This window comes from Roseibium aggregatum IAM 12614, from assembly GCF_000168975.1.
GTDB classification, from domain to species: Bacteria; Pseudomonadota; Alphaproteobacteria; order Rhizobiales; family Stappiaceae; genus Roseibium; species Roseibium aggregatum.
Map to the genome: position 1 here is coordinate 1 of NZ_AAUW01000011.1, position 23,914 is coordinate 23,914.

At 59.5% G+C, this 23,914-nt stretch carries 25 protein-coding genes; 15 read left to right on the forward strand and 10 right to left on the reverse strand.

The window, feature by feature from the left end; all coding sequences use genetic code 11:
* Positions 1-142: 142 nt before the first annotated feature.
* Together ilvC and SIAM614_RS15495 are read left to right on the forward strand one after the other, a co-directional pair.
* On the forward strand, positions 143-1,162 hold the full coding sequence (ilvC, locus tag SIAM614_RS15490; protein WP_006935853.1) for a ketol-acid reductoisomerase: 1,020 nt from the start codon (positions 143-145) through the stop codon (positions 1,160-1,162).
* A gap of 322 nt (positions 1,163-1,484) precedes the next feature.
* Positions 1,485-2,648: a GGDEF domain-containing protein gene (locus SIAM614_RS15495; protein WP_006935854.1), complete on the forward strand. Its 1,164-nt coding sequence runs from the start codon at positions 1,485-1,487 to the stop codon at positions 2,646-2,648.
* Positions 2,649-2,663: 15 nt separating this feature from the next.
* Here the strand turns inward: SIAM614_RS15495 and SIAM614_RS15500 are convergent, their stop codons facing one another.
* The 4 genes from SIAM614_RS15500 to SIAM614_RS15515 are packed head-to-tail and all read right to left on the reverse strand — an operon-like array spanning position 2,664 to position 5,766.
* A complete protein-coding gene (locus tag SIAM614_RS15500) occupies positions 2,664-3,551 on the reverse strand; it encodes a D-alanyl-D-alanine carboxypeptidase family protein (RefSeq protein ID WP_006935855.1) in 888 nt (295 codons plus the stop codon).
* A gap of 34 nt (positions 3,552-3,585) precedes the next feature.
* Positions 3,586-4,347: an ABC transporter permease gene (locus tag SIAM614_RS15505; protein ID WP_006935856.1), complete on the reverse strand. Its 762-nt coding sequence runs from the start codon at positions 4,345-4,347 to the stop codon at positions 3,586-3,588.
* Positions 4,344-4,865: a GNAT family N-acetyltransferase gene (locus SIAM614_RS15510; RefSeq protein WP_157139892.1), complete on the reverse strand. Its 522-nt coding sequence runs from the start codon at positions 4,863-4,865 to the stop codon at positions 4,344-4,346. Before SIAM614_RS15510 ends, SIAM614_RS15505 begins: the two co-directional genes overlap by 4 nt.
* On the reverse strand, positions 4,843-5,766 hold the full coding sequence (locus SIAM614_RS15515) for an ABC transporter ATP-binding protein (protein ID WP_006935858.1): 924 nt from the start codon (positions 5,764-5,766) through the stop codon (positions 4,843-4,845). Before SIAM614_RS15515 ends, SIAM614_RS15510 begins: the two co-directional genes overlap by 23 nt.
* Positions 5,767-6,014: 248 nt before the next feature.
* Here SIAM614_RS15515 and SIAM614_RS15520 point away from each other — a divergent pair, with 248 nt between their 5' ends.
* From SIAM614_RS15520 to SIAM614_RS15530, 3 genes are all read left to right on the forward strand, one after another.
* A complete protein-coding gene (locus tag SIAM614_RS15520) occupies positions 6,015-6,917 on the forward strand; it encodes a pirin family protein (RefSeq protein ID WP_006935859.1) in 903 nt (300 codons plus the stop codon).
* Positions 6,918-6,996: 79 nt separating this feature from the next.
* Positions 6,997-8,148 carry a GNAT family N-acetyltransferase gene (locus SIAM614_RS15525; protein WP_006935860.1) on the forward strand — a complete coding sequence of 384 codons (1,152 nt, stop codon included), beginning with the start codon at positions 6,997-6,999 and terminating at the stop codon, positions 8,146-8,148.
* Between the two features lie 230 nt (positions 8,149-8,378).
* Positions 8,379-9,290: a PhzF family phenazine biosynthesis protein gene (locus SIAM614_RS15530; RefSeq protein WP_006935861.1), complete on the forward strand. Its 912-nt coding sequence runs from the start codon at positions 8,379-8,381 to the stop codon at positions 9,288-9,290.
* A gap of 24 nt (positions 9,291-9,314) precedes the next feature.
* Here SIAM614_RS15530 and SIAM614_RS15535 read toward each other — a convergent pair whose 3' ends face one another.
* On the reverse strand, positions 9,315-10,211 hold the full coding sequence (locus SIAM614_RS15535; RefSeq protein ID WP_006935862.1) for an AraC family transcriptional regulator: 897 nt from the start codon (positions 10,209-10,211) through the stop codon (positions 9,315-9,317).
* 175 nt (positions 10,212-10,386) lie between these two features.
* Between SIAM614_RS15535 and SIAM614_RS15540 the strand changes: the two genes are divergently transcribed.
* A complete protein-coding gene (locus SIAM614_RS15540; RefSeq protein WP_006935863.1) occupies positions 10,387-11,151 on the forward strand; it encodes an SDR family NAD(P)-dependent oxidoreductase in 765 nt (254 codons plus the stop codon).
* A gap of 54 nt (positions 11,152-11,205) precedes the next feature.
* Here SIAM614_RS15540 and SIAM614_RS15545 read toward each other — a convergent pair whose 3' ends face one another.
* Entirely contained in the window at positions 11,206-11,856 is a 651-nt protein-coding gene (locus tag SIAM614_RS15545) for a glutathione S-transferase family protein (protein ID WP_040440439.1), read from the reverse strand.
* 185 nt (positions 11,857-12,041) lie between these two features.
* On the opposite strand from SIAM614_RS15545, the gene SIAM614_RS15550 reads away from it, so the two are divergent.
* From SIAM614_RS15550 to SIAM614_RS15575, 7 genes are all read left to right on the forward strand, one after another.
* Positions 12,042-12,362 carry an ArsR/SmtB family transcription factor gene (locus SIAM614_RS15550; RefSeq protein WP_208984010.1) on the forward strand — a complete coding sequence of 107 codons (321 nt, stop codon included), beginning with the start codon at positions 12,042-12,044 and terminating at the stop codon, positions 12,360-12,362.
* Entirely contained in the window at positions 12,359-12,859 is a 501-nt protein-coding gene (locus SIAM614_RS30615; protein WP_006935866.1) for an SRPBCC family protein, read from the forward strand. Before SIAM614_RS15550 ends, SIAM614_RS30615 begins: the two co-directional genes overlap by 4 nt.
* Positions 12,860-12,868: 9 nt before the next feature.
* A complete protein-coding gene (locus SIAM614_RS32750; protein ID WP_006935867.1) occupies positions 12,869-13,006 on the forward strand; it encodes a hypothetical protein in 138 nt (45 codons plus the stop codon).
* A gap of 211 nt (positions 13,007-13,217) precedes the next feature.
* Positions 13,218-13,721, forward strand: coding sequence for a molybdopterin-dependent oxidoreductase (locus tag SIAM614_RS15560; protein ID WP_040440401.1), 504 nt, complete (start codon positions 13,218-13,220; stop codon positions 13,719-13,721).
* On the forward strand, positions 13,718-16,042 hold the full coding sequence (locus SIAM614_RS15565; RefSeq protein ID WP_006935869.1) for an ATP-binding protein: 2,325 nt from the start codon (positions 13,718-13,720) through the stop codon (positions 16,040-16,042). The genes SIAM614_RS15560 and SIAM614_RS15565 overlap by 4 nt, the downstream gene beginning before the upstream one ends.
* On the forward strand, positions 16,039-17,127 hold the full coding sequence (locus tag SIAM614_RS15570) for an HD domain-containing phosphohydrolase (protein ID WP_006935870.1): 1,089 nt from the start codon (positions 16,039-16,041) through the stop codon (positions 17,125-17,127). The genes SIAM614_RS15565 and SIAM614_RS15570 overlap by 4 nt, the downstream gene beginning before the upstream one ends.
* A 426-nt stretch (positions 17,128-17,553) precedes the next feature.
* Positions 17,554-19,110 (forward strand): 2-isopropylmalate synthase, encoded by a 1,557-nt coding sequence (locus SIAM614_RS15575; protein ID WP_006935872.1) that lies wholly within the window; start codon positions 17,554-17,556, stop codon positions 19,108-19,110.
* Between the two features lie 241 nt (positions 19,111-19,351).
* On the opposite strand, the gene SIAM614_RS15580 is transcribed toward SIAM614_RS15575, so the two are convergent.
* A complete protein-coding gene (locus SIAM614_RS15580) occupies positions 19,352-19,768 on the reverse strand; it encodes a hypothetical protein (RefSeq protein WP_040440442.1) in 417 nt (138 codons plus the stop codon).
* 118 nt (positions 19,769-19,886) lie between these two features.
* Here SIAM614_RS15580 and SIAM614_RS15585 point away from each other — a divergent pair, with 118 nt between their 5' ends.
* A complete protein-coding gene (locus SIAM614_RS15585; RefSeq protein ID WP_006935874.1) occupies positions 19,887-20,465 on the forward strand; it encodes a TetR/AcrR family transcriptional regulator in 579 nt (192 codons plus the stop codon).
* A gap of 21 nt (positions 20,466-20,486) precedes the next feature.
* Here SIAM614_RS15585 and SIAM614_RS15590 read toward each other — a convergent pair whose 3' ends face one another.
* The 3 genes from SIAM614_RS15590 to miaA all read right to left on the reverse strand — a co-directional run bounded on the left by SIAM614_RS15590 (position 20,487) and on the right by miaA (position 22,815).
* Positions 20,487-21,032, reverse strand: coding sequence for a GNAT family N-acetyltransferase (locus SIAM614_RS15590; RefSeq protein ID WP_006935875.1), 546 nt, complete (start codon positions 21,030-21,032; stop codon positions 20,487-20,489).
* Between the two features lie 79 nt (positions 21,033-21,111).
* Entirely contained in the window at positions 21,112-21,651 is a 540-nt protein-coding gene (locus SIAM614_RS15595) for a GNAT family N-acetyltransferase (RefSeq protein ID WP_157139893.1), read from the reverse strand.
* Positions 21,652-21,861: 210 nt separating this feature from the next.
* Positions 21,862-22,815, reverse strand: coding sequence for a tRNA (adenosine(37)-N6)-dimethylallyltransferase MiaA (gene miaA, locus SIAM614_RS15600; RefSeq protein WP_006935880.1), 954 nt, complete (start codon positions 22,813-22,815; stop codon positions 21,862-21,864).
* Between miaA and serB the strand changes: the two genes are divergently transcribed.
* Positions 22,814-23,704, forward strand: coding sequence for a phosphoserine phosphatase SerB (gene serB, locus SIAM614_RS15605; RefSeq protein ID WP_040440403.1), 891 nt, complete (start codon positions 22,814-22,816; stop codon positions 23,702-23,704). The two genes, miaA and serB, sit on opposite strands and share 2 nt — an antisense overlap.
* Positions 23,705-23,914 lie beyond the last annotated feature (210 nt).

Genomic DNA, 23,914 nt, shown 5'->3' on the forward strand with positions numbered 1-23,914 from the left:
CCGAAGTGGCCGTCGACCGCTTTTACCGTCTGTTCGGGGCCTGAGCGCTTCGAACCTTCGGACAAACTGGGAACCACCAGAACCAATCAAGACCGGAAAACCGGCCTTCAACTGACAGAATGCAGACGGGAGAAAGGAACCCATGCGCGTTTATTACGATCGTGATGCTGATCTTAACCTGATCAAATCCAAAAAAGTCGCCATCATCGGCTACGGCTCTCAGGGCCGCGCCCACGCGATGAACCTGAAAGACAGCGGCTGCACCGAAATCGCAGTTGCCCTGCGCGAAGGCTCCACGACCGCCCTCAAGGCGGAAGCCGACGGCTTCAAGGTCATGAACGTGGCAGATGCTGCCGCCTGGGCCGACCTGATGATGATGGCCACCCCGGACGAACTGCAGGCCGACATCTACAAGGACCATATTGCAGCCAACATCCGTGACGGCGCTGCAATCGCCTTCGCACACGGCCTCAACGTTCACTTCGGCCTGATCGAAGCGAAATCCACCGTCGACGTTCTCATGGTCGCTCCGAAGGGCCCGGGCCACACCGTGCGCGGCGAATACATGAAGGGTGGCGGCGTGCCGTGCCTGATCGCTGTTCACCAGGACGCGTCCGGCAATGCCCATGACCTCGGCCTGTCCTACGCCTGCGGCGTCGGCGGCGGCCGTTCGGGCATCATCGAAACCACCTTCAAGGAAGAGTGCGAAACCGACCTCTTCGGCGAACAGGCCGTTCTGTGCGGCGGTCTCGTCGAACTGATCCGCGCCGGTTTCGAAACCCTGGTCGAAGCTGGTTACGCTCCGGAAATGGCCTATTTCGAGTGCCTGCACGAAGTGAAGCTGATCGTCGACCTGATCTACGAAGGCGGCATCGCCAACATGAACTACTCCATCTCCAACACCGCTGAGTGGGGTGAGTACGTGACCGGTCCGCGCATCGTGACACCGGAAACCAAGGCAGAAATGAAGCGCGTCCTGACCGACATCCAGACCGGCAAGTTCACCTCCGATTGGATGCAGGAGTACCGTGCAGGCGCTGCGAAGTTCAAGGCGACCCGCCGCCTGAACGATGCACACCAGATCGAGGAAGTTGGCGAAAAGCTGCGCGGCATGATGCCGTGGATCAAGTCCAACGCTCTCGTCGACAAGACCAAGAACTAAAAAGCTTTGCCCCATCGGCCCGAAACGAAACCCCGCTGGCAACAGCGGGGTTTCTTTTTTTTCGGGCGCACCGGTCAGCTCTCGAGTGAATGTCCGCAGGACGTCAGCCGCTCCCCGAAAGACGGCACGACGACAATCGTTCGCCTGAGACGAAGGCTTGAAACCTCCGCAGATTTCACGAGGATCGTAAACGGGATCGAACCGGCAAACTCCCGAATTGATAAAAGTTTTTTCATCACGGCTAACTGGATTGCAAGAGCCTTTCCCGTAACTTAATCAATACTCTTTCCAAGAATGAGCATCCGGCCCCGGAGCCCCCTTGATGGATCTGTCGACACTCTTTTCAGCAAATGTGCTTCTGCTGTCGATCTTTGCCATCTGCTTCCTCGCCATATCCCTGCAGACACGTCCGAGAACCCACTGGCTGAGCTGGGCCGCCGCCAATGCCCTGCTGGCATTGGCGCTGATCGGCTTTGCTGTCAGCAACTGGCTGCCGCCGCTGGCCGCCTATCTGCTTCCCAACACACTGCTGTTGCTTGGCTTCGGCTTTCATTGGCACGCCGCGCGCCTGTTGGCGCACATGCCAAGCAAAATCAGCAATGTTGCCGCTCCCGCCTTCGTCTATGCCCTCGCCGCAAGCTGCGCCTATCTGATTTCCAACTATGCCCTGGCCTATCTGGCCGCCAATGTCGTGTTTATGGTGCTGTCCGTTGCAACCATCACGATTTATGCCTCAAAGCCGTTCCGGGGCCTGATCTCCAGCATCGGCCTCATCCTGGCGTTCGTCTTTCTGGCCGCCGAGGGGACGTTGCGCACCGTGCACGGGCTTGTCTCCGGCGCCCCCCAGGGCCCCGGCATGATCGATGACGTGATCGTGGACATTCACCTGATGTGCGCCCTGGTCTTCATCAGCCTGACAGGTGCTTTCTCCCTGGCGCTGTCGTTCGAACTCGCGGCCAACCGGAACCGGGAGGATGCCCGGCGAGACCCATTGACCGGCGCTTTCAATCGCCGGGAATTCCAGGCGCGTCTGGAAAACCTTCTGAAAGAGACGCCCAAGGACGATTTCGGGCTGGTCCATTTCGACCTCGACCATTTCAAACAGGTCAACGACCGGTTCGGGCATGTCGCCGGCGACGAGGCGCTTGTGAGGGTCTGTTCGGAAGTGAAGGCGCATCTGCGCCAGAACGATTGTTTCGCCCGCCTTGGAGGCGAGGAATTCGCGGTGCTTCTGCCGTCCATCTCACGGGAGAACGCCTACCGTGTCGCCGAACGCCTGCGCGAACGCATCGCCGGGCTGCGGTTCGAGTTCGCGCCGCGGGAGTTCAACCTGACGGCTTCGGCAGGCGTCTATCACGGCAACGGCAGCAAGCTGCCGTCTAACGAATTGCTCAAGACGGTCGACCAGAGCCTCTACCAGTCCAAACGAACCGGTCGCAATCGCGTTTCCATTGTCGACACTGTGTCCGACGCAGCGCCTTCCTGAGCTTTCCGGGCTCGCTCAGGAATAGGCTTCGATGAGCCGTGTGACTTCCTTGTCCCGCGCCGCTTCGCTGGCTCCGCCCATGACGACAACGATCAGACGCTTGCCACCGCGATTGGCGGTCGCGACAAGATTGTAACCCGACATGCGGATATAGCCCGTCTTCAGGCCGTCGACGCCAGCCACCTTGCCGACCAGGTTGTTGGTCGCCCTGAATGTGCGGCCGTTGTAGGAAAAGGACTTGGCCCGGTAATAGCTGGCATATTGCGGAAAGCGGCGCTTGAGGGTGAGGCCCAGCACCGCCATGTCGCGGGCCGAGGACACTTGCGCCGGGTCGGGCAGGCCGGTGGCATTGACGAAGCGGGTACGCGACAGACCAAGCGCCCGTGCCTGGGAGGTCATTTGCCGGGCGAAGGCCGCTTCGCTGCCCGCAAGGTTTTCGGCAACGACAATGGCAACATCATTGGCCGATTTGACCGCAAGCGCCCTGGCCGCCTCCTCTACAGTGATGGTCGATCCCGCCTTGAGGCCGATTTTCGCCGGAGGCTCCGATGCCGCCTTGGCGGAAACGCTCAAGGGAGTGGAAAGCGAATATCGCCCTTCGGAGACGGCTTCAAAAAGCAGGTAGAGCGTCATCATCTTGCTGAGCGACGCGGGATAACGCGGCGCATCCGCATCGACCGCGTAAAGCTCTTCACCGGTGGATGCATTCAGCACCAGCGCGGAAAACCCGCGCTCAACAGCCGTTTCCGGAGCATAGGCAACGGCTGGAAGCGGGGCTGCCTCAACCGCAGGCGCAGTGCTTGTAGCAGGTGCCGGGGCTGGACCTTGAGCTGTCTGACAGGCAGCCAGGAACCCGGCCAGTACGAAGATCGAAGCCTTCTTCAAAAGGAAAGACGCACGCATTCCCGCTCTCTCAAACTTGCGTTTCAGCCGGCCCTTATGCCTTCAGGCGGTAACCGGTCTTGAAAATCCAGTGCACGACGGCCAGAGACCCGCCAAGAAAGATCGTGGTTGCCAGCAAAGACAGCCACAGGCTGACATCCGCCTGACCATAGAAGCTCCAGCGGAAGCCCGATATCAGGTAAACCACCGGGTTGATCAGCGTGATCTTCTGCCAGATTTCCGGCAACATGTTGATGGAATAGAAGCTGCCGCCCAGAAAAGCCAGAGGCGTGACGATCAACAGCGGGACGAACTGCAGTTTTTCGAAGTTGTCGGCCCAGATGCCGATGATGAACCCGAGCAGCGCGAAGGTGATGGCCGTCAGCAGAAAGAACGCTGCCATCCACACCGGATGCTGGATCTCCAGGGGAACGAAGAAACTCGCCGTGATCAGGATGATCAGGCCGACCAGGATGGACTTCGTCGCCGCCGCGCCGACATAGGCAACGGTGATTTCCAGAAACGACACCGGAGCTGACAGCACCTCGAAGATCGTACCCGTGAACCGAGGGAAATAGATGCCGAACGATGCGTTGGACAGGCTCTGTGTCATCAGAGACAGCATGATCAGCCCGGGAACGATGAAAGCGCCGTAGCTGACGCCGTCGACTTCGGAAATCCGCGAGCCGATGGCCGCTCCGAAGACGACGAAGTAAAGCACCGTGGAGATCACCGGCGATATAATGCTCTGCATGATCGTGCGCCGGGTGCGCGCCATTTCCGTCAGATAGATGACTTTGATCGCTTCGAAATTCATGTGCGCTGCTGCCCCGAAGTCAGTTGGAGTTCCATCCGGGGCAATGTACGCCCCGGGATCGAACCGGACGGTGCCCGGCCAATGGTCTTGAAGCCCATGCGGGCGTAGAAAGGTTCTGCAAAAGGATCCGCATCGAGACCGATCCTCACCAGGCCAAGGTCTTGTGCCCTTTCGTAAAGCACGTCGAACAAGGCCCGGCCAACACGCCGACCCTGCCAGGCAGGGTCGACAAAACAGGTTTCAAGTTCGCCCGTTTCGCCATCCTCAACCGTGGACAGCCGGATACAGCCGACCGGCCGCCCATCGGCATCCTGCGCCAGCCAGAAATCGTCATCCTCGATCCAACTGTCGCGGACCTTCAGTTCTTCGGCGCACATCGCCATGAAGGTGTCGTCGTAACCGTTCGACTGCTTGGAGCGCATGCACAGATCCGTCAGGGCCGTGCTGTCCTCAAGTGCCGCTTCGCGAATGGTGAAGCCTTTCTCCATCTCCGCCTCACCCCTGACTGACCAGGCCAACGAAGATATCCTCCAGCGACGACTGGTCGGTCTGCAGGTCGTGAAAGCGGACACCGGCCTGAGAGAGGTCGGTCAGAAGCGATGTGATGCCGGTACGGTCCGCCTGTGTATCATAGGTGTAGACCAGACTGCGTCCCTCGTCCTCAAGCTTCAGGTCGTAGTGGGCAAGGCTGCCGGGGATATCGCTGAGGGGCTCGGTGAGGCTGAGCGACAACAACTTGCGCCCGAGCTTGCGCATCAGCTCCGCCTTTTCCTCAACCAGAATGATTTCGCCCTTGTTGATCACCCCGACACGGTCAGCCATTTCCTCGGCCTCCTCGATGTAGTGCGTCGTCAGGATGATGGTGACGCCCTTGTTCTTCAACTCCCCCACGATGCGCCACATGTCGTGTCTCAGTTCCACGTCCACACCGGCCGTCGGCTCGTCCAGAAACAGGATCTTCGGCTCGTGCGCCAGCGCCTTGGCGACCAGAAGACGCCGCTTCATGCCACCGGACAGGGCCATGATCGGGTTGTTGCGCTTGTCCCAGAGCGTCAGGTCCTTGAGAATGCTCTCGATCCGCGCCGGATCCGGTTTCATGCCGAACAGACCGCGGCTGAAGGCGACCGTATCGCCCACCATTTCAAAGGGAGCCGTTGGCATTTCCTGCGGCACCAGACCGATCATCTGGCGGGCGGCGCGGTACTCGCTCAAGGCGTCATGACCGCACACGTGAATGCTGCCGGAGGTCGGCCGCACAAGACCGCAAATCGTGCTGATAAGGGTGGTCTTGCCGGCGCCGTTCGGCCCGAGCAACGCAAACACCTCTCCCTGCTGGATATCCAGAGACACGGATTTGAGGGCCTGGAAGCCACCATCATAGGTTTTTTCCAGGTCGCGGACGGAAAGTATCGGAGCCATCGTTTCAACCGGTTCGGAATTGGGGATTTGACCAGACGGCCAAACAGGCGGGCACACTCGCATGTGGGCGGACAGGCCGCAAGATGCAACCCTTTTGGGCCAGGCACCGGTCGCTAAAAAGCGATCAAAGTAGCAGTGTCACTGTTTCGCCTGACGAAACACTGCGTCTGCGGACCAAAGACTAGGTTTTGCCCGCCAGGCCACTATCTTCCAGTCAAATCGAACTCTATTCGCAGCAGGAAACAATCATGTCCATCCGTCCCGTAACGCACATCGGCAGCACGCAACCGACCCTGGAAGGCGCCGGCGTCCGGCTGGAGCGGGTCTTCGGTTTTCAGGACCCGGAAATGCTGGACCCGTTCCTCCTGCTTGACGATTTCCGCAACGAACGCTCCGAAGACTACCTGAAGGGCTTTCCCTGGCATCCGCATCGCGGCATCGAGACCATCACCTACGTTCTGGCCGGCACCGTTGAACACGGCGACAGCCTGGGCAACAGCGGCAACCTGGGGGCGGGCGACGTTCAGTGGATGACTGCCGGTCGCGGGATCATGCATCAGGAAATGCCGAAGGGCGATGCCAACGGCCGCATGCACGGTTTCCAGCTCTGGGCAAACCTGCCCTCCTCGCTGAAGATGACAGCACCGCGATACCAGGATGTCGCCTCGAAAGAGATCCCGGTAGTGACCGACGACGACGGCACCTCGGCCCGGATCATCTGTGGCGAATTCTGGGGCAAGCGCGGCCCGGTGGACGGCATTGCCGCCGATCCGCAGTATCTCGACATCCACGTACCGGCCGGTCAGAAGAAACGCTTCAAGGTCGACACCTACAAGCAGACCTTCGCCTATATCTTCGAGGGCTCCGGAACCTTCGAGGGCGCATCAGACCCGTTCGGTGTGCTGACGGAGAAGGAATTTGGCGGCGAGGAACTGAAGATCCGCGACGAGACCGGCAACCGCTCTCTGGTGATCTTCGGGTCCGGTGATGAGATCGTGGTTCAGGCGGGAGAGGAAGGCATCCGCTTCCTGCTCGTTTCCGGCGCCCCGATCAAGGAACCCGTTGCCTGGCACGGACCGATCGTAATGAACACGCGCCAGGAGCTGATCCAGGCAGTCACCGAACTGCAGAACGGCACGTTCATCAAGTAGGACTAAACGAGGCCTGCCGCCTTGTAACTTTCACAATGTCTGGCTAGGGCTGTCCGGAACGTAACCGACTGGACTGCCCATGCCATTGAAACTGCGCCCGGCCACCGAGGCCGATGTCCCTGCCCTCACCGATATTCTCCACCGTGCCAAGGCCTCCTGGGGCTATCCGGAGGAGAAGATGGCGGAGTTTCGCGAATACTGGCAGATTTCCGAGGCAACCGTCCGTTCGCTGACGATGACTGTTGCCGAGCGGAACGGCCTTCCGGTCGCCTTTTCAGGGCTCTCTCCCCAGAGCGAAGACACCCTCCTTATCGACTTCCTGTTTGTTGCCCCGGAAGCCCAGCGCCAGGGCATTGGCGATCTTCTGCTGAAGCGTGCCGAAGACCATGCCCACCGCCAGGGACTGAGGCGGCTTTACCTGGAAAGCGATGCCCACGCGGGCCCGTTCTATGAGAAGCGCGGGTTCAAGACCCTGGCGACAAGGCCTAGCGCAATGTCACCCGGCAAGGACATTCCCTTGATGGAAAAACCCTTGGCACCGGCGGTCTACCGGGTGCAGTCGCTGAACATCGAGGTTTCAAACAAACCATGGGCCTTCGAAACCGCGCATGCGGAGGCCATCGAGGCGTATTTCGAGGAAGCCAAGAAGCGCATTCCGCTTCTGTGGAATGGCCGCACGATGAAGCTGACCGGATTTGAGTTCAAGGACGGCACCTTCAACGGCAACTGCGCGGAATGTTCCTTTGCCGCTTTTCTGGCCTGGCGCGATTGGGGCGCTCCCGATCCAACCTCGTACAATCTTTTCGGCTCCGCCATCCTGCGGTCCGCCGAGGGCGCGTTGCTTTATGGTGTCATGTCCCGGAAAACGGCGACGGCGGGGATGATCTATCCTCCCGGCGGCAATCTCGACCCGACCGATCTCACCGAAGATGGCAAGGTCGACGTCGTTGGGGCGATCTACCGGGAACTTTCAGAGGAAACCGGCCTGAAGCCAGAGGATGTCCGGCCTGCGGAACTGCTGGTGACTTTCGACGGCTGGCGGATTTCCATCGGGCAGGTGATGGACGTACCTCGTCCCGCTGAACAACTGCGCACGGAGATCCTGCGTTTCTCCGAGGCATCCGAAGAACAGGAACTGGCGGACATACGCATCATCCGCACACGCGCGGATCTTGAGGACAGTGCCATCGTGCCCTACGCCCGCTCGCTCGGCCAATATCTGCTGCCATGACCGGCGCAGGACAATGCGGCCGGGAACGGCAATATTTTGTTCACCAAGAATACGCACTAAGCACTGGCAGGACTTGCCTGAACATGCAAAAGTCCGCTCACCTTTGAACCCGGCACCTTGGGTTTGACAGGGGCTGTCCGTTGAGGACAGGTTGGTTGTTTTACAGCATTCGAGCCCCTTGCCCGGCTTCCTCTGAAGGCAGGCATGGCGGCTTCAGGGAGAAGAGAAGTATGAGCCGCCGCTATGCGATCCTGGATGTCTTCACAAACACGACCCTTGCCGGGAACCCCCTGGCGGTGGTTCTGGACTCCGAGGGTCTGAGCGACGAGCAGATGCAGAAGATCGCCGGTGAGTTCAATCTTTCGGAGACTGTCTTCGTCTTCCCACCGGAAAAGCCCGGCCATTCGGCCACCATGCGGATCTTTACCCCAAAGATGGAACTGCCCTTTGCCGGTCACCCGACAGTCGGCACGGCCATTCTTCTGGCAACCGAACGCTTTGGCGAGATTTCGGGCGAACAGGATGCTGTTGTCGTTCTGAAACAGCAGATCGGCACGGTGCGCTGCGCCGTGATCCTGCGCGAGCATGCCGCCGCCTTTGCCGAGTTCGACGTTCCGAGCCTGCCGGAGCCCGCCGGACCGACCCACAACATCGAGCTGATCGCCGCCGCGCTCAATCTGGAGCCGAGCGACATCGGGTTCGAGAACCACGGCCCTTCCCGCTTCCGCGTCGGCCCGGCTTTCACCTTTGTGCCAGTACGCGATCTCGATGCGCTGTCGCGCGCCAAGCCGATGCCGGCCATGTGGAACGCCGGCTTCGGCAAGAACGGCCACACCGACGCCTACGTCTATTGCCGGGAGACCCGCTCCCACGACAGCGCCTTCCACGCCCGCCTGTTCGCACCCGACATGGGCATTCCCGAAGACCCCGCGACAGGTTCGGCCGCGGCGGCTTTCGCCGGTGTCGTCGATTATTATGACGACCTGCCCAACGGCACGCACCATATCCGCATCGAACAGGGCTTCGAGATGGGACGTCCCTCTCTGATCGATCTGGAGATCGACATCGAGGGCGGCAAGATGCATGCGGTCAGGATCGGCGGTCAGGCGACGATGGTCGCTAGAGGCGAGTTGTTCATCTAGAAAAGCCGGTTCGCTCGCAGACGGTCAAAGCGCCGCCTGCGAGGGGCCCTGCGCCTTGTCCGCGCGCGGCGGCAGCCCGAAATGCCGGGAGTATTCCCGGCTGAACTGGGTCGGGCTTTCATAACCCACCTGAAACGCCGCCCGGGAGACGGACAGTTTTTCCGCCTGCAGAAGCCTGCGCGCCTCCATGAGCCGCAACTGTTTTTGAAACTGCAGAGGGCTGGTGCCGGTCAATTCCTTGAAATGCGCGTGGAAGGCCGACACGCTCATGCCCGCGTCGCCAGCCAGATCATCGACCCGCAGGGACGCGGCGATGTCCCGACGGATACCGGCGATGACCCTGGCGATGCGCGCGGCATGGCTGTCCTGTTCAGCAACCTGGCGCAGGATGGCGCCGTGTTTCGCCGTCAGAAGCCAGTAATGGATCTCCCGCAGAAGCAGCGGTAGCAAGACCTTGCCGGCCTCAGGCATCTGCGAAAGCTCGAACAGGCGCCGCATGGCATCGACGATAGCCGCATCCGCCCTTCCGCTTGCCACCGCCCCAGAAGCCGGAGACGATTTGCCTGGCCGGTCGATCTCCAGAGCCAATTCACGAATAAGGGCCATATCCAGTGGAAGGGCCAGCGCGACATAAGGCTCGGTCCGGCTCGCGCTTACCACCCGCGCTTGCGCCGGCAGGTCCAGCCCGACAATCAGCGACTGCATGGCGCCGAACCGGACGGTTTGCGACCCGAGATAAGTCTGTTTCTCGCCCTGGAGAACCAGGCAGAAAATCGGCCGGTAGACGACGGGGTAAATCAAGGTTGGCTGGCGTTGACGCACCAATGTCATGCTGCCCGCCCCTACGGGAAACGGATCTCCGCCCGCGCCGTGATCGTCAGCAAATGCGACTAGTTTCCGGATCAGTTCATCTGGCGGCATGGTTTGCTCCCCTGAAACCCCAGCGATACGCTCGCCGGTTGGAGATGGCAACCATTCAACTTCTCTGGTTTGGAGAAACAGGCAGGTCTTCTGGAGAAACCGGCAGACATCGCTGCTCGGGACGGACTACTTCAGGGTCGATGACATCAAACCCCGTACCTCTGGAGCAAATGCCATGACCACATCCCCCAAAATCGCGCTCATCACAGGCGGCAGCCGCGGCCTTGGCCGCAACACGGTGCTGCATCTTGCCAAGAGTGGCATCGACACAGTTCTGACTTACAGATCCAGCAAGGACGAGGCCGAACAGGTGGTTGCCGAAGTTGAAGCGCTGGGTGCCAGGGCTGTCGCCCTGCAGCTCGATACCGCCGACACGGCCGGATTCCCGGCATTTACGGCTGCGTTGAAAACGGTTCTTCAACAAACCTGGCAACGCGAGAATTTCGATTTTCTGGTCAACAACGCCGGCACCGGCATCCACAGGCCTTTCGCTGAGACCACGGAAGCCGACTTCGACCAGTTGATGAATGTTCATGTGAAGGGCGTCTTCTTTCTGACGCAGCACTTGCTGCCCCTGATTGCCGATGGCGGACGCATTCTCAACGTTTCCTCCGGCCTCGCCCGCTTCTCCCTGCCCGGATATTCCGCCTACGCAACGATGAAAGGCGCGGTGGAGGTGTTGACCCGCTATCTCGCCAAGGAGCTGGGGCCCCGGCACGTCGCCGTCAACACGCTTGCGCCCGGTGCCATTGAGACGGATTTCGGTGGCGGTGCCGTGCGCGACAATCCGGAAGTCAACAAGGTCGTCGCCGCCATGACGGCCATGGGCCGTGCCGGTCTTCCGGACGATATCGGCGGGGCTATCACGGCCCTTTTGAGCGGCAATACCGGCTGGATGACCGGCCAGCGCATTGAAGTCTCGGGTGGTCAGAACCTGTGACCGCTTCAGATTGAGGAAAGCCGCGGCGGCCGGAACCGGCCGCCGCGCAATCGTTTATTCCGCAGCTTCCATCAAGCGCGTCGGCGCGGTTGCCGCCCAGGCCGGCATGGCTTCAAGCCGCTGATACCAGGCCGTCACGTTGGTATAATCGTCCAGCGGCACCCGGGATTGCGGGCTAGACACCAACGCGGAAAAAGCCCCAACGGCAAAGTCCGTCACGGTAATGCTGCCGCCAAGCATGTAGGCTCGTTCCTCCAAATGGGAGTTCAGAACACCAGCGAAGCGGTGGAAGTTCTGGCTGGCTGTTTCAATCCTGGTCTCGTCCGGGTCTCCCAGGCCGAACAGCGGCTTGACCATCGTCTCCCAGGTGATTTCAGCGATCGCCCGGTTGTAATGCTGCGCTTCCCAGGACATCCAGCGCAGAATTTCAAAGCGCGATTTCGCGTCTGTCGGACAAAATCCTTCGGCCCCTGCCCTGTCACACAGATAGATCATTGTCGGATTGGCTTCCCAAAGGTTCATGTCACCCGCGACAAGCGTTGGAACCTTCCCATTGGGATTGCTGGTGCTCAGGTCGCTGCTCAGGTGTTCGCCCGCCAGCAGGTTCAACCGGCACACCTCGACCTCATCATAAAGTCCGAGATGGTGAAGCACAGCTTCGACACGGCGGCAATTGGGCGAAATATCTGCTGTATATAATTTCATGTCCATCACTCCACTTGCTGTCAGACCGGTTGTCACCGGCACATTCGGTATGCAAACGCCCCGCGTTTGACCGGCATGAAATTGAGTGGGTTTCACGCGTCACGCATTTACTCAACCAATTAGTTGACTATAATAGAGCTCGGGAAACAGTCAACCAAAAGGTTTACTTTATGATTGCAACCGACATGCCACAGCTCGACGCCACCTTTGCAGCGCTCAGCGACGGAACCCGCCGCGCCATCGTTGCCCGGCTTGCCGACGGCGAGACATCCCTTTCGGAACTTGCCGAACCGTTCGACATGTCGTTGACGGCGGTGTCCAAACACCTGCGGGTTCTCTCGAATGCCGGGCTGGTCGACATCGAAAAACGCGGCCGTACACGTCATTGCCGCCTGCGCGGCGCCCCCATCAAGGAAGCCGTCGACTGGCTCAGCAAATACGAAGCCTTCTGGATCGACCGTTTCGACGCCCTAGCCCGGCACCTTGCCAAGGAGAGTGAAAAATGACGGCTGATCAGCAAGCTGCCACCTATCTGCAATCCTCGCCGGGTCAGGAACCAGTGCTTGTGGAGGGTCTTTTCCGGGCCAATCCGGACCGCGTGTTCCGGGCTTTCACCGAGCCCGATGAGGTTCGTTGCTGGTTCGTGCCGAAGTCCGGCGGATTGGTGTCAGCCGAAATCGACCTACAGGTTGGCGGGCGCTGGTGTTTCGTCATCGAGAAGACCCAGGAAAAACAGATCCACTTCGAAGGTGAATATCTGGCCATCGATGCGCCACACCGCCTTGAGTTTTCCTGGCGCCACGTTCTGGAATTTGCGGACGGTACACGGGAAGCGACCGATACGTCCAGGGTTTCCGTGACCTTTACCCAGGTGGGCAAGGCGACCGAGGTCAAGCTGCGTCACGAGGCGATCAAGACCGAGGATGCCCGCCGCGGCGTCGGTGGCGGTTGGAACGGCTGCTTCGGCCAGCTGGCTGAACTGGTCAGTCGCGAGGGCGCTTGAAGGAAAGAGATGGCCTCTGACAGCCCGACCGTGGCGGCGGCCGGGCAGCCTGCTGTGCAAAAGGCCGGAGACAACTCCGGCCGCAAGCCTGTGCATTTCTATCAGATGACAGGTTTTTGGATGACAGTATTCACGAGCAACAACTGATCGAACCGACATTCGTTCGACCTCACCTTAGACATTGAATAATATAACACAATTTCAAAATACGATTATTTTACTCGATGAACTTAACGAGATATTTTCCCAATCAATTTGCATTTGATTAAAGTCTCATCATGTATCAAAGTTCCTATAGGAGAAAAAATAAAAATTACTGTCAAAAATAACAGTAATACATAAGAAAACGGGAAACGCCATGAGGACTTTACTAAGCTTCCTAGCAGGGGCACTCCTGCTGTGCGCGGCCGCACAGGCAGCTGATCTTCCTGCTCCATCCGGCGATGTCGTCCTCGTTGTTACCGGAAATATCGACAACACCAACAACGGTGACAGCGCCGAATTTGACATGGAGATGCTGGAAAGCCTCGATGGCCTCTCCAAGACGCTCGAAACGCCATGGACCGACGAGACCACCGCCTTTTCCGGCCCGAAACTGCGTGCGGTTCTTGAGAAAGTCGGCGCGCGTGGCTCCAAACTGATCGTCAAGGCACTCAACGACTACAGCGCCGAAGTCCCGATGGAAGACGCCGAGATTTACGACACCATGCTGGCAACGAAAATGAACGGCGAGCATATGTCCGTTCGCAACAAGGGCCCCGTCTTCCTGATCTATCCCTTCGACACCAACCCGGAACTCTTCAACGAGAAATACTTTTCCCGGTCGGTCTGGCAGATCCGTGAGGTTGAAGTTGTCGAGTGAAGAACCAGCTCGAAATAGGCGGTAAGGCCGTTGAACAGGCAGCCCGGGCGACGAAGTTCGTACTCGCGGTCCAGATTTTTCTTGTCTGTACGGTTCTTGCCATCTTTTCCATGCTGGTGAAACGGGAAGGCGAATTGCACGATGCCATCCGCGAAGATGCGATCTGGGCGGTCTATCAGCTTGATCGCGAGACGCGGGCGGTCTTCGAAATGGTGCAGCGTATCTCGCATCGTATCGCCGATGCAGGCGTGGAAGCGGCAGAAGTAGCCGTCGCACCGCGTGATCTGGTGACACGATACGACATCCTCTACTCACGCCTCACGGTTCTTGCCAACTCCAAATACAACGTCTTCTTCGAGCAGAGCCCGAACTTCAGATCGAGGCTCGCGGGCATCGAGGACAAGATCCTGGCCATTGAGCCAGTTTTCAACGATATCGCCGCACAAAAGAACTATGCCGGCGTCGAATTTTCGCCAGTCGCGGCAACGCTGGAGGAAATTCGCATCGCCACCAACGAATTTCTGGTCCGCACGAACGCAACGATTTCCGAAGCACGCGCCGACGCGCGCAACGATGTCTTTCAAGGGCAGATGCTGGCCTTTCTCTTCATGTTCGCAATCGTCGTCGCGGCACTTTTCCTGGCGTTCCACATGCTGCTTCAGGTCCGGATCGTGAAGCAGACCCGTGAAGGCATGACCAGGGCCGCAGCGGAATTCGAAAAAGCCTATGAAGCAGCCGAAGCGGGCAACAAGGCCAAGTCAGCCTTTCTGGCAACCATCGGACACGAAATTCGAACGCCCCTGAACGGCATTCTGGGCATGGCCGAACTCCTGGCGCAAAAGCCTCTTCCGGCGGAAGAAAGCGGTTACGTGCGCACCATTACGAGGTCCGGCAGGGCCTTGCTGGAAATGATCAATGAAATCCTCGATTACGCGAAGATTGAATATGGATCGCAACAATCGGAGGAGATCATCTTCAGGCTCGATGATCTGGTGCGCGATACGGCAGCCGTCGTTGAAGGGCAGGTCCTTGAGCAGAACAACGACCTGAAGCTGCACATCGACCCTGCCCTTGACGGCGCCTTCATCAAGAGTGATCCCACCCGACTGAAGCGTATCCTGCTCAATCTGCTGTCGAACGCCGTCAAGTTCACCGAGAACGGTTCGGTCTGGCTTGAGGTGACAGCCGGCAATGTCACTGACGAAACGCTCGAGCTGAATGTCAGCGTCAGGGACTCCGGTATCGGCATCGCTTCAGACGCACAAAAACAACTCTTCACGGCTTTCCACCAGGTCGATTCCTCGATCAGCCGGCGCTTTGGTGGCACAGGCCTCGGCCTTGCCATCTGCAAGCAGATCGTTGAGGCGATGCAGGGTACGATTGGCGTTTCCAGCACGCCTGGTGAAGGCGCGACCTTCAGCTTCACCGTACCGGTTCAACGGGCAAAAGCGCCTGCCTGCATACCCGGCGCACCAGAGGAGGACGCGGCGCTGTCCGGCCCGATACCGCGCCTGCGGGTCCTGCTCGTGGAAGACAATGCCATCAATCAGCGGGTCGCGGCAAAATTGCTGGAAAAGCTGGGCCAGGACGTCACAATCGCCTGCGATGGCAGGCAGGCGATCAAACAGGTGCGCAACGCGGCCTTCGACCTCGTGTTGATGGACGTTCAGATGCCGGATCTCGACGGCATCGCGGCAACGCGCCTCATTCGCAAGCTCGGCGCGCCCTTCGAGAGGCTGGCAATTGTCGCAATGACGGCCAATGCGTCGGACCAGGACCGACAGGACTGTCTGGACGCAGGCATGAACGGCTTCGAGTCCAAGCCAGTCACCTTCCAGCGGTTCGCTGCCATTTTGCGCGCACACGGACCTTCCCATCTTTCAGCAGATGACGTCACCGGGCCGGCCATCACGGCATCAGGAGCTTCGGCTGCTTGTGACCCGGAAACCTCGGCAGAACCCGATGCCTTTTTGCCGCGCGCCAACGTGGTTCACCTTGCAGGAGACGAAACCGGCGAAGCCAGGCGTGCAGAACTGCTGGAAGAACTGGGCGAAGAGGTCTTCCAATCCCTTCTGAACGAGTTTTTCGAGCATGCGGACACACTCGTCCCGCAGATCACCATGGCAGCGGCAGAAGGTGATGCAGAGACATACGACCGGCTGCTGCACGCGCTGAAAGGCGCGTCGGACAACCTCGGCTTTACGGCCCTCACACGAACGGCCGAGGCGCTTCGAACCAGCATCGATACTTCCAATCAGGAGACACGTCTGACCGTGGAACTGGAAAAAGCAAAGAACCGATACCGGAAGATAGCGATATGACCGATACACCGCTTGCCGACACCGATTTCCGCATTTTGTTGGTCGAAGACGATCCGACCAACCGCATGATCATGGAGCGGCTCGTGGAACGTATCCACGGCTGCCACGCCATCAGCTTCAACAACCCTCTCGACCTGATTGCCGCGCTCGACACGATCGAGTTCGACGTCGGGATTGTCGATTATCTGTTGCCGCACCTCAACGGCATAGAACTCATCAAGGAAGTCCATCAGCACCCCGCGCATACCGACAAACCCATGGTGATCGTGACGGCCGACAAGGACCGGGATATCCGGATCGAGGCGCTGACGTCCGGTGCCGTCGATTTTCTGAACAAGCCGCTGGAGATCGTCGAGTTCAAGGCCCGCGTGCGGAACCTCACCAAACTGGCCGAGGCGCAGCGCAAGCTGTCCATGCGGGCGGAATGGCTGAAGGAGGAAGTCGACAGGGCAACGACGGAACTCCGCAAACGGGGCGAGGAAATCGTTCACCGGCTGATCCTTGCATCCGAGTACAAGGACCTCGACACGGCCATGCATACCCTGCGCATGGCGAACTTCTGCGAACTCATCGCGGAAGAACTCGGCATGAGCATGGATTTCCGACACGACCTCAAGATGGCAGCACCTATGCACGACATCGGAAAGGTCGGCATCCCGGACCGGATCATGCGCAAACGCGGCCCCCTTACCCCGGAGGAACGCGAGGAGATCAACCGGCACACGGAGATCGGTGCCGGTATTCTCCAGGGCTCAAGCTGCCGGTTGCTGCAGGTGGCGACCCAGATTGCCGCGACACACCACGAGCGCTGGGACGGCAGCGGCTATCCCCACGGCCTGCGCGGTGACGAGATTCCGCTGGTTGGCAGGATTGCGGCCGTTGCCGACGTTTTCGACGCCCTGACAACGGAACGCCCCTACAAGTCCGCCTGGACCAACGAACAGGCTTTCCGTTTTCTGGAAGACAAGGCCGGCAGCGATTTCGATCCGGAGTGCGTTGCCGCCTTCCTGGGCAAAAGGAAGGAAGTGGAGAAGATCCAGGCCAAGTTTGCCGACGCCCCGATGCCGGTTGCCAGAAACGGCTGAAGCCTGGCATCCAGCGTAAAAATCCGAAGTGCAGGCTTTGCCAAATGTGCAAGCTTGGGAAAAGCTGGTTGCATCATGGTTCATCCTGACTTATGAACAATTCCAATTAAACGTCAGGTCACGCTTTTGCGCCACGCTTGGCGGACCAGTTGAAAAGACGACCAAAGGCCAAGACAGACCCATGATCGCGGTTCGCGACATTTCTGGATCTTCTCGCAACGCGCTGGCGCAGCGCGGCGGCCTCATTCTACTTGGCGATCTCCTCCTTCTTAGATGCCCCTGAGCGTCGGCTGCTTCGCTTGTCTTTAGGCGGAACGGGCACTTAGGGGAGAGTTTTCAAAAAACCGCATCACGACCATCGGATCGCGCTACGCCTATCCTTACCCGAGCGACCTAAGGCCCGATCCAAGCCAGGGACGAAACGACATGACTGCCACTTCCGAGAAGGACCAGGTTCGGATCTTCGACACCACATTGCGCGACGGCGAACAATCGCCCGGCGCCTCCATGACGCTGGAAGAAAAGCTGCAGATCGCGGAAATTCTCGACGACATGGGTGTCGACATCATTGAAGCAGGCTTTCCGATTGCCTCCAACGGCGACTTTGAAGCCGTCAGCGAAATCGCAAAACGGTCCAAGAACTCCGTCATCGCCGGTCTCGCCCGCGCCATCCATGCCGATATCGACCGCTGCGGCGAAGCCGTGAAACACGCCGGCAAGGGCCGCATCCATACCTTCGTCTCCACCTCTCCGATCCATCTGAAGTTCCAGATGAACAAGACCGAAGAGCAGGTGCTGGAAATCATCACCGACACGGTCACCCGCTCGCGCAACCTGATCGACGATGTCGAATGGTCCGCGATGGACGCAACGCGCACGCCGATCGACTATCTGTGCCGTTGCGTGGAAGCCGCCATCAGATGCGGGGCAACAACGATCAACCTGCCGGACACGGTCGGCTACGCCACCCCGGACGAATACAAGTCCATGTTCGAGCAGATCCGCGAGCGCGTGCCCAATTCCGACCAGGCGATCTTCTCGGTTCACTGCCACGATGACCTGGGACTGGCGGTTGCTAACTCGCTTGCCGGTGTTGCCGGCGGGGCGCGTCAGATCGAATGCACCATCAATGGTCTGGGCGAACGCGCAGGCAACGCCGCCCTGGAAGAGATCGTCATGGCGATCCGCACCCGCGCCGACGTTTTGCCCTACATGACCCAGATCGACCCGAAGTTCATGGTCCGCGCATCCAAGATGGTGGCCGGTGCTTCCGGTTTCGCAGTCCAGTACAACAAGGCCATCGTCGGCAAGAACGCCTTCGCGCATGAAAGCGGCATCCACCAGGATGGCATGCTGAAGAACGCCGAGACGTATGAAATCATGCGTCCGGAAGACGTCGGGGTGAAAGCGACGTCGCTGGTCATGGGCAAGCATTCCGGCCGCCACGCCTTCCGCGACAAGCTGAAGGAGCTGGGCTTCGAACTGGGCGACAACGCCCTGCAGGACGCCTTCCGCCGCTTCAAGGACCTCGCCGACCGCAAGAAACACGTTTACGACGAGGACATCGAAGCCCTGGTCGAGGACGAGATCAGCGTCCTGGGCGAAAGCACCAAGGTGATCGCGCTGACCGTCATCGCTGGAACGGGCGGCCCGCAGAAAGCGATCCTGACCATGGACGTCAACGGTCAGCACGTCACCAAGGAAGCCACCGGCGACGGCCCGGTCGACGCCACGTTCAACGCCATCAAGGCAATCGTGCCGCATGAAGCGAAGTTGTCGCTGTATCAGGTGCATGCGGTGACCGAAGGCACAGACGCACAGGCCGAAGTGTCCGTTCGTCTGGAAGCCGGCGGCCGCATTGCCACCGGCAAGGGCGCCGACACCGACACGCTCGTTGCGTCTGCCCGCGCCTATGTGTCTGCGATGAACAAGCTGGCCGTGCGCCAACAGACCGGCAATCCGGGCGCGCTCGCCGCCGTCTAACGCGCCCCAAAGTCCTCCCGTTGCCGCTGTGACGCGACTACGGGGACACCAGCCGTCTAACGCAGTCAAACCTCCTGAGCCTCCGGTTATCCGGTCAGGTTCAGGAGGTTTTGTTTTGCTTTGAAGGCTGGCAGGCGGATAGTCCAGGTAACCACGCTTTCCCGGTGCCTTGTATCGGAACCACCCGCAGATACAGCAAAGGGCCGCACGAGCGGCCCTTTCTTCAGTCCGTGATGCAACGTCACCCCTGTGCAATCCTCTCGGAAATCTGGCTGTTGGTCATGGCTTCGCCGTCCAGGTTCCAGGTTCCGTCAACCGTGTGCACCACATTTGAATAAATACGATCCAGCGGCAAACGGCCTTCCGCGGCTGCGGCGATGATGTCGGTCGCTTCCTTGAAGAAGCCGACCTGAATGTCCCGCGCGGCCAGAGCGAAGCTTGGCGTCTTGCATTCCAGCCAGGCCCCTTCCACCGGTTCACCACCGGACAGGGCACCGTTTTTCGGCAACGCCTGGATCTGCATGGTGACATTGGGCGTCATGACCTTGTTGCCGCCCAGCCCGTGCCATTTCAGGAAAGCTTCGGTGATCTTCTTGCCGGCCTTCAGGCCGGCTTCCTCCGTCATCACGCCTTGGGTGTAATTCAGTGCGAGTGGCATGTCCGTTCCTTTCATATAAATATAACGTTCGTTATATTTTGCAGCGCACCCTATTTATGTAACGATCGTTATGAAGTCAACATTTATATAACGATCGTTCTATATTTGAGAGAACCGCATGGCAAAACAACAGCTTCGCAAGGCTGAAACACAGAAGGCTCTGGTGTCCGCCTCGAGCCGAGCCTTCCGGAGCGAAGGTTTTTCGGGGGTCGGTGTCGACGCAATCGCCAAGGCGGCCGGCGCAACCTCCGGCGCGTTTTACGCACACCTCGGTTCCAAGGACGGCGCTTTTCACGCGGCGCTGGAGGTGGGGCTGGATGAAGTCATCACCACCATTCCGGACTACAGAGATCGCTACGGCGACAAATGGGTCGAGGCATTTGCGAAATATTATCTTGGCAGCCCGCACCGGAAGGACCGCGCCTGCGGGTGCGCGATGACCGCGCTGTCTCCCGACGTCGCACGTGCCAAACCCGAGACAAGAGACCTCTACGACAGCAAGATGAGAACCATCGCGGCCCTGATCGCCGACGGTTTGAAGGGCGGCAGTCGCTCTGAACGGGAGAGCCGCGCCTGGGCCTTCCTCAGCATTCTGATCGGCGGACTGACCACCGCACGGGCCATGTCGGATGAGACGCTGGCCGAAACGGTGACGGCCGCCGCCCTGCCCGCGGCCTTGCAAGTTGCAGGTGCCTGAAACAGGCCGAACTGCCAGCGATCAGCCGGCCGCTGACAGCCCCACAGACTGAAGATATTGCTGGCGCGTGATCCGGTAGAACCGGCAGGGCAGCCCATCCTGATCGCGTTCCTGCCAGAAACGCAGTCCCGCCTTTCGCATCACCTGCTGCGACGCCTCATGTTCGGCAACCGCAAAGGCAAACAGATGGTCGTACGGCAATGTATCGAAGAACCATCCGACGAGGGCACGCGCAATTTCGCTCGCATACCCTTGCCCCCAGGTTGATCGTTTCAGGCTGTAGGCCAGTTCGTAGCCTTCCGGGTCGCGCAGGAAGGAGAACCCTGCCCGCCCGATGAAGGTCCCGTCAATCGTCTCCAGCTTCCATTTGGATATGCCGGTCAGGCAGTGATCGCCGACATAGTTGGCAAGCCGGCGCTGCACTTCTTCAGGGTCCATGACGGCCCGTCCCGGCGACAGATACCGGTTCACTTCCGGGTCCGAATGCAGATCCTGCAGCAGAGCGAAATCATCTTCGGAAAAAGGCAACAGGCGCAGCCTGCCTGTTGTCAGAATGGGTGTGTTCAAATGGGTTACTCTCAAAAAAAGGACCGTGGCAGACACGGCCCCGACGCATTTCCCGAGGTCCCGTAAGCCCCGAAAATGCCTAAGCACTCATGAGATAGGATTGCATGGACGGGCTCAGGAGCTGAAACACATCCGCCTGCATGCCTTCGATCACCTTGCTCTCGCGATGATAGAACCCGTTGCTCTTGACCACTTCGCGCATTGTCCGGTTATCGGTGCGCACCACCGCGACCAGGTGGGAAAAATAGGTGTTTTCGAAAAACCAGTTCGCCAGCGCCGCGCAAAGGCGCTTGGGAAGATCCGGATCCTCTTCAACCAAATCGAGACGCAGGCAATAGTTCAGGCTGATTTCGGAAGTTTCGCTGACAGGCGTGAAACCGGCCCAGCCGAGAAATGCGCCATCCGAAGAGACCGCCTTCCATTTGGCAAACCCGAGATCATCCTGAGTCTGCTGGGCAGACCTCACCAGTTCTTCCGCATCAACAACGGTGCAGTTGGTGGAATATTCCGTGCACCGATTGCCGTAAGGGTCGGAATGGAGGTCCTTGACGAGGTGAATATCGGTTGGCGTGAAAGGAACGAGCCGCACTGAACCGCATTCGAGTATGATCGTCTGCACCGTGTCCTCCCGGTCTAGGATTTCGTCAGGCCGTGTGCGCAGCGGCGAATCCCGCCACTGAAAACATGAGAGCCTTGTAACCCTGAATTGTGCCAATGCGATGGCAAACAAAAGTATAAGATCAATTTTGGAAAAAATATATTCGTAATACCAACGAGTTACGCTCACGCCGCTGCTGCACCGCACACATCAGAAGTTGACTGTGAGCCGTCAAACCGTTCGAAGAAAAGCTTCCATCTCGATTAGGTTTGAAGGATCAACCCGTTGCCAATCGGCCATCTGGTTGCGAAACCAGGTTTCCTGACGCTTTGCGTATTGACGCGTTGCAACAGTCAGCCTGTGGATCGTTTCTGCATAATCGGCCTCTCCGGCAAGATAGGCGCCGAGTTCCGGCACGCCGATTGCCCGCATGGCCGGCAACTTATCCGATAGGCCCTTCGCGAGCAGATCCCGGACTTCTCTCAGGCCCTCCTCACTGACCATCAGCCCTGCCCGCTGCTCGATGCGCTCGTGCAGCCAGGGCCGCGGCGGTGCCAGAACGAACCTGTGGCATGCCTGCGGCGCCAGAAGCGGCGATGAGTGGGCCTCCTGCTGCCACACCTTCAACGGGCGGCCGGTCGCCAGCAACACTTCCAGGGCACGGGCAAGTCGCTGCGGGTCGGCCAGTGTCTCGGCAGATGCCGGATCGCCCCCGGACATCAGCCGCTGCCTAAGCCCCTCCACGCCGTCGGTGTCGGCAATGGCGCGCGCCTGGTTCCGGATCTCCTGAGGAATATCCGGCATCTCCGCAAAGCCTTCTGTCAGGCCCTTGAAATAGAGCCCCGTCCCGCCGACAAGAATTGGCATCCGCCCGTTCGCCCAGGCAGCTTGCAGTTCCCGCTCTGCAACGCGCAACCAGGCGCCCGTCGAAAAGGCGGTGGATGCGGGCAACACACCGTAAAGCCGGTGGGGCGCTTCAGCCTCCTCGGCGGCGCTGGGGCGTGCACTCACCAGCCGCAGGTCTTCATAGAGCTGCATGGAATCTGCGTTGACGATGACACCATTCAGCCTTTTGGCCAGCGACAACGCCAAAGCGGACTTGCCGCTGGCTGTCGGCCCGGCTATCAGAATGGCGCGCCTGGCAGATGCGGGCGTGCTGTCTTCGTCTTCCAGGGAACCGTCCATGTCTTTAGTTGCCACTTTGGTGTCCACTCCTACTGCTCCGGCAGTCGACGAGGATCTGGTCCGGCAGGCATCCGACGCGCTCGGCGTTACCGGAACCTCGACACGTCTTTCTGCAGGTGTCGCAGCGGATATCCGCTTTGAGGGCCTCGATGCAAGTGCCGCGGACGGTATCTTGCGCGAAGTCATCGGCCGGGCCCCTGTCGATGTCTTTGTGCAGAAGGAAGCCGGCCGCCGCAAGCACCTGCTGATCGCGGATATGGATTCAACCATGATCCGCCAGGAATGCATCGATGAACTGGCGGCGGAACTTGGCCTCAAGGACCGCATCTCGGAAATTACCGAACGGGCGATGCGCGGCGAAATCGAGTTTGAACCAGCCCTGCGCGAGCGCGTTGGCCTTCTGGCCGGGCTGCCGGTCTCAGCCATCGAAACGGTGCTCAGCAAGCGCATCCAGCTGATGCCGGGCGGCCGCACGCTGGTCCAGACCATGAAGGCAAATGGCGCTTACTGCGCGCTCGTCTCGGGTGGTTTCACCCATTTCACCTCCGCGGTCGCCACACTGCTCGGCTTTGACGAAAACCAGGCCAACACCCTGCTGGAAGAAGACGGCAAACTGTCAGGCAAGGTCGGAGAGCCGATCCTCGGCCGGGAAGCCAAACGCGCACGCCTGGAATTTCTGGTCGCCGAACGCGGTCTTGATTTCGCCGATACGCTTGCAGTCGGCGATGGCGCCAACGATCTCGCCATGATCGAACGCGCCGGAGCCGGTGTTGCCTACCGGGCGAAACCCGCCGTCGCCGCCGCCGCCGACTTCCGCATCGAACACGGTGACCTGACAGCCCTGCTCTATCTGCAGGGCTATGCCGAAAGCGACTTCGTTCTGAGTTAAGGCGCGGCACTGCGGCAATCCTGATCTGAACGGATTCGAGTGTCCGCCTCGCGTGTGCGGTCCTTCTTGTCTTTCAAGGAATGAACCTTTCGCCGGAGTATGCAACCCATCCTTCGAGACGGGCCTATGGCCCTCCTCAGGATGAGGGTGTGGGCGGGAGGCGCTGGTGGAGTGAAGAAAAGTGAATCAACGAGCGTCATTGGCGGGCCT